This window comes from Stagnihabitans sp., assembly GCF_964946895.1.
In genome coordinates this window covers 23,007-32,196 of the sequence record NZ_CBBQHX010000044.1, presented here as the reverse complement: position 1 = coordinate 32,196, position 9,190 = coordinate 23,007, and the positions used below count along the sequence as shown (strand labels likewise).

Annotated in this window: 11 protein-coding genes; 2 read left to right on the top strand and 9 right to left on the bottom strand. The window is 63.1% G+C overall.

The features are described 5' to 3' along the window. Window positions 1-413: NAD(P)H-binding protein (locus tag AC1Y2B_RS20200; RefSeq protein ID WP_482254926.1), on the bottom strand; the 413-nt coding region annotated here is incomplete at its 3' end. 82 nt (window positions 414-495) lie between these two features. On the opposite strand from AC1Y2B_RS20200, the gene AC1Y2B_RS20195 reads away from it, so the two are divergent. After that, a complete protein-coding gene (locus tag AC1Y2B_RS20195) occupies window positions 496-873 on the top strand; it encodes a winged helix-turn-helix transcriptional regulator (protein WP_482254925.1) in 378 nt (125 codons plus the stop codon). A gap of 143 nt (window positions 874-1,016) precedes the next feature. Here the strand turns inward: AC1Y2B_RS20195 and AC1Y2B_RS20190 are convergent, their stop codons facing one another. From AC1Y2B_RS20190 to AC1Y2B_RS20175, 4 genes are all read right to left on the bottom strand, one after another. Then, window positions 1,017-1,472 carry an arsenate-mycothiol transferase ArsC gene (locus AC1Y2B_RS20190; RefSeq protein ID WP_482254924.1) on the bottom strand — a complete coding sequence of 152 codons (456 nt, stop codon included), beginning with the start codon at window positions 1,470-1,472 and terminating at the stop codon, window positions 1,017-1,019. Between the two features lie 5 nt (window positions 1,473-1,477). Beyond that, a complete protein-coding gene (locus AC1Y2B_RS20185) occupies window positions 1,478-1,948 on the bottom strand; it encodes a UPF0262 family protein (protein ID WP_482254923.1) in 471 nt (156 codons plus the stop codon). Beyond that, window positions 1,945-3,255: a histidinol dehydrogenase gene (gene hisD / locus AC1Y2B_RS20180; RefSeq protein ID WP_482254922.1), complete on the bottom strand. Its 1,311-nt coding sequence runs from the start codon at window positions 3,253-3,255 to the stop codon at window positions 1,945-1,947. Before hisD ends, AC1Y2B_RS20185 begins: the two co-directional genes overlap by 4 nt. A 128-nt stretch (window positions 3,256-3,383) precedes the next feature. Continuing rightward, a complete protein-coding gene (locus AC1Y2B_RS20175) occupies window positions 3,384-4,397 on the bottom strand; it encodes a GlxA family transcriptional regulator (RefSeq protein ID WP_482254921.1) in 1,014 nt (337 codons plus the stop codon). 208 nt (window positions 4,398-4,605) lie between these two features. Here AC1Y2B_RS20175 and AC1Y2B_RS20170 point away from each other — a divergent pair, with 208 nt between their 5' ends. Then, a complete protein-coding gene (locus AC1Y2B_RS20170) occupies window positions 4,606-5,394 on the top strand; it encodes a sulfite exporter TauE/SafE family protein (RefSeq protein WP_482254920.1) in 789 nt (262 codons plus the stop codon). A gap of 48 nt (window positions 5,395-5,442) precedes the next feature. Here AC1Y2B_RS20170 and metG read toward each other — a convergent pair whose 3' ends face one another. From metG to AC1Y2B_RS20150, 4 genes are all read right to left on the bottom strand, one after another. After that, window positions 5,443-7,161 carry a methionine--tRNA ligase gene (metG, locus tag AC1Y2B_RS20165; RefSeq protein WP_482254919.1) on the bottom strand — a complete coding sequence of 573 codons (1,719 nt, stop codon included), beginning with the start codon at window positions 7,159-7,161 and terminating at the stop codon, window positions 5,443-5,445. A 66-nt stretch (window positions 7,162-7,227) separates the two neighbouring features. After that, window positions 7,228-7,980, bottom strand: coding sequence for an SDR family NAD(P)-dependent oxidoreductase (locus tag AC1Y2B_RS20160; protein ID WP_482254918.1), 753 nt, complete (start codon window positions 7,978-7,980; stop codon window positions 7,228-7,230). Window positions 7,981-8,046: 66 nt separating this feature from the next. After that, window positions 8,047-8,592: a cytochrome b gene (locus tag AC1Y2B_RS20155; protein WP_482254917.1), complete on the bottom strand. Its 546-nt coding sequence runs from the start codon at window positions 8,590-8,592 to the stop codon at window positions 8,047-8,049. Then, window positions 8,593-9,156, bottom strand: a complete 564-nt coding sequence (locus AC1Y2B_RS20150; protein WP_482254916.1) for a YceI family protein — start codon at window positions 9,154-9,156, stop codon at window positions 8,593-8,595. Window positions 9,157-9,190 lie beyond the last annotated feature (34 nt).

Below are 9,190 nucleotides of genomic sequence, written 5' to 3'. Positions count from 1 at the left end.
TTCTCGGTATACCAGCCATTGCGCAGCAGCGTGTGCGGGATGCCGGACGCTTTCAGATAAGCCTCCGTCCCCTTGTGATCCTCCGCCAGCACCATGGGCGAAGCCTCACCCTTCAGGATCGAGGTGTAAACGATATGCCCGACCCCCGCCGCCTTGGCCGCGTCAATCACCCTTTTATGCTGCCCGACCCGGTCATTGAAATCGTTCGAGGAAATCAGCACCAGCGTCGTCACACCCTTCAAGGCGCCAAAGGTCTCGGGCTTGGTATAGTCAAACGCCCGCACCTCAACGCCCAGATCGGCGGCCTTGGCGGGGTCACGGGCAAGCGCCACAACGCTGGCGCCTTTCGCCTTCACGGCAGCGATGGCAAGGCGACCAAGGTGGCCGGTGGCAGCGGAAATGGCGAGTGTCATGGGAATCTCCTGTTGTTGACGACAGCAACCTATCCCTATACTTACGAAACAGAAGTACACACATATTGGTAAGTACACCGCAATGCCGCACAATGATCTCTCTCAATCCGCACAGTTCGTCCGCAAGGGCAATGTCCTGATGGCCAACTGCCCCTCGCGCCTGATCCTGCAACACGTCACTTCGCGTTGGGGCACGCTGGTGCTGATCGCGCTGGCCGATGGCACCCTGCGCTTTGCCCAAGTCAAGCGGCGGATCGACGGTATCAGCGAAAGGATGCTGGCCCAGACCCTGCAAGTGCTGGAATCCGACCATCTGGTGCTGCGGGTGGCGCATGACGTGGTGCCGCCGCATGTCGAATACTCGCTGACCCCCTTGGGCCGCGAAGTCGCCACCCGCGTCCTGAACCTGTCGTGCTGGATTCAAGACAACCTGCCCGCGCTTCTGACGACCGAGGCCTGATTCGCGGCAAGTGGTTAACAAAGGCCCAGCCCGCCGCGCGTAACTACACATAAACGACGCGAAACCTACGGATAAACGCCGCCATCCCGACAGCGGTTTTCACGCCACAGCCCAGATTAACGCTGCGTTCCCAAGCACTTGTCCTAATTCTGCTCCGGCGGCCCGAACCGCGCCACCATCCGCTCCCGGATCTGGTCGCGCGCCTGCCGATAGGCGGCCAGCTTCGCCTCCCGGCTTTCGCCCAAGCCCGTCGGGTCCAGGATCGGCCAATATTCCACCGTCAGGTGATAATGCGGCGTCAGGTCCAGAACCATGCGCTGGCTGGCCGGCGAAAGCGCTATGATCAGGTCATATTGCCCCAGATCATCGCCCCATTGCTGCATGTCCTCAAAACTGCGCGAGCGGTGGCGGTGCAGTTCCACGCCAATCTCGGCGCAAACGGAAATCGAGAATCCGTCAATCTCCATGTCATTCTTGACCCCGGCAGATTGGACGTAAACCCTTTGCCCGTAATACTTTTTCATGATCCCTTCGGCCATGGGCGAACGCACCGCATTGTGATCACAGCAAAACAGCACAGCCGAGGGGAGGGTGCCCATGCCTGTCAGCCCCAGTGCATCACGCAGATCAGGGTGAACAGACGGCGGGCCGTGGCGCTGTCGACCACCGCCTTGCCCTCCAGCCGCTCCTGCAGCACCCGCGCCCCTTCGTTGTGGATGCCGCGCCGGGCCATGTCGATCGCCTCGATCTGGCTGGGCGGCAGGCGTTTGACCGCTTCGAAATAGCTTTCGCAGATCTGGAAATAGTCCTTCACCACCTGCCGAAACGGCCCCATGGAAAGATGAAATTCGGCCACAAGTCGTTCAGATATATCGGAAATCCCGAAAACCAGCCGTCCGTCTCGAATGCCCAGGGCCAGCCGATACGGCCCGGGAAACTCCGCCGCGCGCGGGATGGAAAAGCTGTTCTCCTCCAAGAGATCATAGATCGCCACCTTGCGTTCCTGATCCACTTCCGGGGTCGGGGCGACCAGCCCCTTGTCGTCGATATCAATGGCGAAAAGCTGGTTCGTCATCGGTGCCCCCCGTTCAAAGCATCCAGCCGGGCGCGGACGGAAAGTCCATGCGCTTCAAGGCTTTCCGAGATGGCCAGCCGCTCTGCCGCCGGTCCGATCGCGGCCAAAGCCTCTGGTGTCATCCGGGCCAAAGTGGTGCGCTTTATGAAGTCCATCACCGATAACCCGCTGGAAAACCGCGCCGAGCGTGCCGTGGGCAGCACGTGGTTCGGCCCGCCAACGTAGTCGCCAATCGCTTCCGGAGTCCATGCCCCAAGAAAGATCGCGCCCGCATGGATGATGGCCTGTGACAGACCCTCGGGATCGGCGACGCACAGCTCCAGATGCTCGGGCGCCACGCGGTTGGACAGCTCTGCCGCCTCGGCCAGATCGCGCACTGTGATCACAGCCCCATTCTGCCGCCACGAGGCGCCCGCGATGGCCCGTCTTTCCAACGTTTCCAACCGCTTATCCACCGCCGCCGCCACCGCGCGACCGAAGTCCGCGTCATCTGTCACCAGAATGGACTGCGCGCTTTCGTCATGTTCCGCCTGCGACAGCAGGTCCAAAGCCACCCAATCGGGGTTGTTATCACGGTCCGCAATCACCAGAATCTCGGAAGGCCCGGCGATCATGTCAATGCCCACCCGGCCAAACACCCGCCGCTTGGCCGCCGCCACATAGGCGTTGCCCGGCCCGGTGATCTTGTCCACGGGCGCAATCGTCTGGGTTCCATACGCCAAGGCCGCAATCGCCTGCGCCCCGCCGATCCGGTAGACCACATCTACGCCCGCGATCTGCGCAGCCAGCAAAACCAAGGGGTTAACCACCCCGCCCGGCGTCGGGCAGGCCACGACCAGCCGCTTGACCCCGGCCACCTTGGCCGGAATGGCGTTCATCAGAACCGAAGACGGATAGGACGCAAGCCCGCCCGGCACGTAAAGCCCGGCCGCCGAAACCGGCGTCCAGCGCCAGCCCAAAGTGGCCCCCGCCGGGTCTACCCACCGGGCATCCTCTGGCATCTGCCGCGCATGATAGGCGCGGATCCGCTCTGCCGCCAATTCCAGCGCCGCGCGATCTTCGGGGGAAACCTTTGAAATCTCGGCAGAAATCTCATCCGCCGAAAAGGCCAGCCGCTCGGCGGTCAAGGTCATCCGGTCAAACCGCGCCGTCAGCTCCAGCACTGCCGCATCGCCGCGCTTGCGCACATCGGCGATGATACCGGCCACCGCCTGATCGACATCCTCTGCATCCTCGCGTTTCATGCCCAGAAGGGCGGTGAACTGCGCTTCGAAATCCGCATCGGTGGTCGAGAAAAACAGGGTCATGGCAGCACCTTTCGTTGCCGCCTGCATATAACCCGTGCCCAACTCAGGCAAGCCAAAGCCCCGCCTTGCCCATTGCCCAAATGCATCCGAAGTAGGCGCAACCAAGGCCGCGCGCCGCACGGCACCGCTTAAGCGGCAGCGCCGAAATGCGAGAAGCGGTAAGGGGATAGCCCGTATTTCTTGCGGAAACTCTTGGAAAAATGCGAGGCCGAGGCGAAACCGCAGGCCACCGCCACCTCGGTCACCTTCAGGTCGGTTTCCGCCAGCAGGGCCCGGCCGCGCGCCAGCCGAAGGTCGTTCATGTAGCGCACCGGGGTGATGTTCAGATGCGCCGCAAACAGCCGCTCGATCTGGCGCCGCGACAAGGCCAGATGGGCGGCACAGGCGTCAAGGTCGAAATCCTCTTCGATGCGCGCCTCAAGGAAGGCCGCCGCCTGCAACAGTTTTTCATGCCGCGTGCCCAAGCGGGCGGCGAGTGAGGCCGTCTGCTGATCCTCGCCATCGCGGCGCTGGGTCAGAAGACACATGTTCATCACCTCTTGCGCCAAGGCTGGCCCGTGCCGGTCGGCGATCAGCTTCAGCATCAGGTCGGCTGCTGCCACGCCCCCGGCACAGGACATCACCCGGTCATCAATGCAGAACACCTGACGCGCCGGGGGCAGGTCGGGGTGAAGTTCGGCAAAGGCGGGGATATTGTCCCAGTGCAGCGTGAAGCGCCGCCCCTGCAGAATGCCCGCCGTGGCCAGCGCATAGGCCCCGGTGCACAGTCCGCCCACGATCCGGCCCCGCCGCCACAGGCCACGTATCCAGTCCCCCAATGCCGCGCTGGCCTTGCCCTCGGGCTCGACCCCCGAGACGACAAAGACGATCCCCTCGGGCTGAGTGTCGGCCCAGCGTCCCTCGGCCACCACCGGCACCCCGTTGGAGCAGGCGACCGGCAAGCCGTCATCCGACAGCACATGCCAGCGGAACAAAACCTGTCCGGTCAATTGGTTGGCCATCCGCAGGGGTTCGATTGCGGCCGAAAAGGCCAGCATGGTGAACTTTGGCAACAGCACGAAGGACACGGTCAAGGCCTTGGACCCAGCCGCCACGCTGACATGGGCCGATCCTTTGGAGACGAATTTCACGGTGTCGTTCATGCGGGCTCCTTTGCGGCAGAGTATCAGATGCCGCAGGTCCATGCATCACCTCTTAGGGGCATATCAAGGGACGCCAGCCGGCCAAGGGGCGAGCCGGCATCGGCGCGATTGGAAATATCATGTAATCCTATAGACATTTAGCATTTGGCGTTGACAGGAAGGTTCATGTCAGGATTTCTGCCATCCACGGCAAAGGGATTCGACAGACATGACCTTCGGAGACATAAATTTTCTCTTCTCGCTGTCCGGACTGGCCGTCGGTGTCATAGTCGGGTTGACCGGCGTTGGCGGTGGGTCGCTGATGACGCCCCTTCTGGTGCTGTTGTTCGGCATCCACCCTGCGACGGCCGTCGGCACCGATCTGCTTTACGCGGCGGCGACAAAATCCGTCGGCACGGCAATCCACGGGCGCAACAAGTCGGTGGATTGGCGGATTGTGCGGCGCTTGGCGATGGGCTCGGTTCCCGGCACCGTGGCGACCTTTGCGGTGATGCAGGCCTTGGGCGCCCAGTCCAGCAAGGGCGGCATTCTGGCGGTTCTGCTGGGCGCGGTCTTGCTGCTGACCTCAGCCTCGTTGCTGTTTCGGGCGCAGATCGTGGCCTATCTGGGACGCCGCGTTCGCGCGACAAGCGAGGGTCTGGTGGCGGGTCTGACCGTGCTGACCGGTCTGGTGCTGGGGGTTCTGGTCACCACGACCTCGGTCGGGGCGGGGGCGATTGGTGTGACGGCGCTGCTGGTGCTTTACCCGCGCCTGCCCACGCTGCGCATCGTTGGTTCGGACATCGCCCACGCGGTGCCATTGACGCTGCTGTCGGGCCTTGGGCACTGGTATCTGGGCGACGTGGATTTCGTGCTGCTGGCCACGCTGTTGCTGGGCTCGATCCCCGGCATCATCCTGGGCAGCCTTCTGGCGCCGAAACTGCCCGAAGGTGCCCTGCGGATGCTGTTGGCCGTCATTCTGGTGGTGGTCAGCCTGAAGCTGATCGGTCTCTTCTGAACCCATCCGCCCCCAAGCCCTGCCGCGCAAAGCTTCGGGGCGCTTGGTTCAGGTCCGGATGCCCGAGAACTTCGCCTGCCACTCGGCCCGTTCCTCGTCGGTGATCTTGCGGAAGAGGTTCTCTGGCACGGCAAAGCCGTGGCCTGGGGCCAGGGCGCGGATCGCCTCGGAAACGTCTGTGGGCCAGGTCCAGTCGGCAGAGTTCAGCGCTGACATCATCGTGGCCGAAGCGTCCGGAATGAAAGGCTGCGACAGGATCGCATAGATACGGATCAGGTTGATCGCCAGCCGGATCATCGCCTGCGCCTGCTCGGGGTCGGTCTTCACAACGGTCCAGGGCGCGGCGGACTGCAGATATTCGTTGCCCACGACCCATATGCCGCGCAACTCGGCAGCGGCCTTGCGGACCTCCATCGCGGCCATGTAACCTTCGTAGTCGCGGATTTTGGCGCCCAGATCGGCGATCAGTGCGGTTTCCTGCGCGCCAAAGGTGCCACCCGCCGGGATCGTCTCACCGAACTTGGAGCGCGCGAACTTGGTCACCCGGCTGACCAGGTTGCCCAGAACGTCGGCGAGGTCCTTGTTGACCGAGGCCTGAAAATTCTCCCAGGTGAACTCGGCATCCGAACTTTCGGGGGCGTGGCTCAGCAACCACCAACGCCAGTAATCGGAGGGCAAGATCGACAAAGCCTGATCCATGAACACGCCACGGCCGCGCGAGGTGCTGAACTGGCCGCCATCATAGTTCAGGTAATTGAAGGACTTGAGGTAGTCGACCAGCTTCCACGGCTCTCCGCTGCCCAGGATCGTCGCGGGGAAGGACAGCGTGTGGAAGGGCACGTTGTCCTTGCCCATGAACTGGTAGTAGGTGACGTCCGAGGCGCCCTTGTCAGTGCGCCACCAGCGTTGCCACGCGTCATCCCCCAAGCCATGCGCATCAGCCCATTCGGCGGTGCCGGCGATGTATTCGATGGGCGCGTCGAACCAGACGTAGAAGACCTTTCCCTCCATCCCGGGCCAGGGCTGGTCGCCATGCTTGACCGGAATGCCCCAGTACAGGTCGCGGGTGATGCCACGGTCTTGCAGGCCATCGCCATCGTTCAGCCATTTCTTGGCGATCGAAGTGGTCAGGATCGGCCAATCGGTCTTGGAGTCGATCCAGGCCTCCAGCTTGTCGCGCAGGGTGCGCTGCATCAGGTAAAGGTGCTTGGTTTCGCGCACCTCAAGATTGGTGGAGCCTGAGACGGTGGAGTGGGGGTTGATCAGGTCGGTCGGGTCAAGCTGCTTGGTGCAGTTGTCACACTGGTCGCCGCGCGCACTGGTGTAGCCGCAGTTCGGGCAGGTGCCCTCGATATAACGGTCGGGCAGGAAGCGTTTGTCGTCAATCGAATAGACCTGCTTTTCCGAGACTTCCCGGATCAGGCCATTGTCGGCCAGAACGCCTGCGAAATGCTGGGTCAGTTTGTGATTGCGCTGGCTGGAGGAGCGCCCGAAGTGGTCAAAGGACAGTCGGAAGCCAGCGGCCAGTTCCTTCTGCACTTCGTGCATTTCGGCGCAGTATTCCTCGACCGGCTTGCCCGCTTTGGCCGCGGCCAGTTCGGCGGGGGTGCCATGTTCGTCGGTGGCGCAGATGAACATCACCTCGTCGCCGCGCGCCCGGCAGAAGCGGGCGAACAGGTCGGCGGGCAGCTGGCTGCCCACCAGATTGCCCAAATGCTTGATCCCATTGATATAGGGAATGGCAGAAGTGATCAGAATCCGTGCCATGGTGCGCCCTTTCGTCTCGGTCCGCGCTCATTTAACGCGGGCCGAGGCGAAGGGCCAGCGCTAAGGCTATTGCGCGGTGTATCCGCCATCAACAAGGTGATAGCTGCCGGAAATGAAGCTGGCCTTGTCCGACAGAAGGAACAGCACCAGATTGGCCACCTCTTGCGAGGTACCAAGCCGGCCAATCGGATGCAGGGCGGCCAGACCGGCCTTGGCCGCGGCAGGCAGGGCGGTCAGAAGCGGTGTGTCGATGAAGCCCGGTCCCACGGCATTGGTGCGGATGCCCTTTGCGGAATACTCCAGCGCCGCCGTCTGCGTCATCCCCACGACCGCATGCTTGGCCGCGACATAGGCCGACGAACTGGCAAAGCCGACGCTACCCAGGATCGAGGCCATGTTGACGATGGAGCCGCCGCCGGCCGCCAGCATCGCCGGGATGCCAAAGCGTAGACCGTAGAAGACCGCGTTCAGGTTGATGTCGATCACCTGTTTCCAGCCGTCGATCGGATAGTCGCCCAGCAAGGCTTGCGGGCCGCCGATGCCGGCGTTGTTGACCAGAAGGGTCAGCGCACCCCCCTTGGCGACAGCGAGGGCCACCAACGATTTGACCACCTCGGGGTCCGACACATCGCCACCGGCCGCATGGGCCAGCCCGCCAAGTTGGGTGATGTTGGCCGCCACGGCGGTGGCATGGTCCAGATTGCGGTCGGCCACGATGACACGCGCGCCCGAAGCGGCAAGGCTGGCGGCAATCGCCGCGCCGATGCCAGACCCTGCGCCGGTCACAAGGGCGGTCTGCCCGGAGAAACTGATTTGCATGATGCACTCCTGATCCAAGTTCGACCGAGGTGTGCTGCCTTTCCGCGGGGAAGGGCTTGATTGGGATCAGCCTTTTGGCGCTTTCCAGATCATGCGCGACACGGTGCCATCCCCCGCGATACCCCGCCGCACAGCGCCCGCCACATGCAGCACCAGCACGGCCATCAGCAGCTTGGTCAGGACGGAATGTGCCAGATGGGTTGCATTCTCCCAAGCTTCCGACACCGGGGCGATCGGCGGAATGACCCAGCGGTCGGCAAACAGGATATCCAGCCCCGTGGCCGAGGCATAGGCCCAGCCGGCCAGCGGGATCAGCACCAACAGCAGATAGGTCAGATGATGCACCCCCTTGGCCAACCGCGTCTCCCAGGCCGAGGGCGGGCCGATCGGCTCTGGCGGCGGGCTGATGCGGTGCCAGATCAAGCGGATCAGCACCAGCGCAAAGGCGGTCAGCCCCATGGTCTTGTGCAACCCATAGAGCCACAGGTTCGCCAACCCCGGCTGCATCGAGTTGAGTTTGGTGCCCAGGATCAGCAGGCTGAGGATCAGCGCAGCCATTGCCCAGTGGATCACCCGGCTGACCAGACCAAACCGCGTTGCGTCATTCAACACTCAGTCGGCCCTTTCGATCCGGGCCAGAATGTTCAGCCGCACCTCGTCACCGACCATGTCCTGCCAGCCCACGGCGCCAAAGGCGCTGCGCTGCACGGCCCCGGTCAGGCGGATGGTCAGATGGCTGAGATCACCCTCCACCGTGCCCTGCTGGCGGTAGATTTCGGCATGAAAACTGGCCGGTTGGGTGACACCGCGAATGGTGATGTTGCCCGACACGGTCGCACCTTGCGCCTCTGCCTTCACCGCGGTCGAGACGAAGGAAATCTGCGGAAACTCTGCCGCATCAAGAACTTTCGGCCCCTTCATCGCCTGCGCGGCAAAGGGAAAACTCGCCTCGGCCCCCGCAGCATTCAGGGTCACCGCCACTTTGCAGGCGGCAACATGGGCGAAATCCAGCGTCAGATCGGCGGTTGAAACCGGCATGGTGCCGGTGATCTTGTCCGGTCCGAAATCCGTCTCAAAGCCAACCGAGGAGAGGTCGGGTTGCAAATGATAGGCCTGAGGCGCTGCCATCGCAGAACCGGCAGTCAGCACGAGGGCGAGGATCGAGATCAGGCGCATGGGGTCCTCCTGTCACCAAGCTTAGCACGTCGGT

What these genes read in the sequence shown, in the direction of transcription:
- AC1Y2B_RS20160 (WP_482254918.1), bottom strand. Translation starts at nt 7,980, where the DNA reads ATGCAAATCAGTTTCTCCGGGCAGACCGCCCTTGTGACCGGCGCAGGG.
- hisD (WP_482254922.1), bottom strand. Translation starts at nt 3,255, where the DNA reads ATGACCCTGTTTTTCTCGACCACCGATGCGGATTTCGAAGCGCAGTTC.
- AC1Y2B_RS20150 (WP_482254916.1), bottom strand. Translation starts at nt 9,156, where the DNA reads ATGCGCCTGATCTCGATCCTCGCCCTCGTGCTGACTGCCGGTTCTGCG.
- AC1Y2B_RS20170 (WP_482254920.1), top strand. Translation starts at nt 4,606, where the DNA reads ATGACCTTCGGAGACATAAATTTTCTCTTCTCGCTGTCCGGACTGGCC.
- AC1Y2B_RS20175 (WP_482254921.1), bottom strand. Translation starts at nt 4,397, where the DNA reads ATGAACGACACCGTGAAATTCGTCTCCAAAGGATCGGCCCATGTCAGC.
- AC1Y2B_RS20185 (WP_482254923.1), bottom strand. Translation starts at nt 1,948, where the DNA reads ATGACGAACCAGCTTTTCGCCATTGATATCGACGACAAGGGGCTGGTC.
- AC1Y2B_RS20190 (WP_482254924.1), bottom strand. Translation starts at nt 1,472, where the DNA reads ATGGGCACCCTCCCCTCGGCTGTGCTGTTTTGCTGTGATCACAATGCG.
- AC1Y2B_RS20195 (WP_482254925.1), top strand. Translation starts at nt 496, where the DNA reads ATGCCGCACAATGATCTCTCTCAATCCGCACAGTTCGTCCGCAAGGGC.
- metG (WP_482254919.1), bottom strand. Translation starts at nt 7,161, where the DNA reads ATGGCACGGATTCTGATCACTTCTGCCATTCCCTATATCAATGGGATC.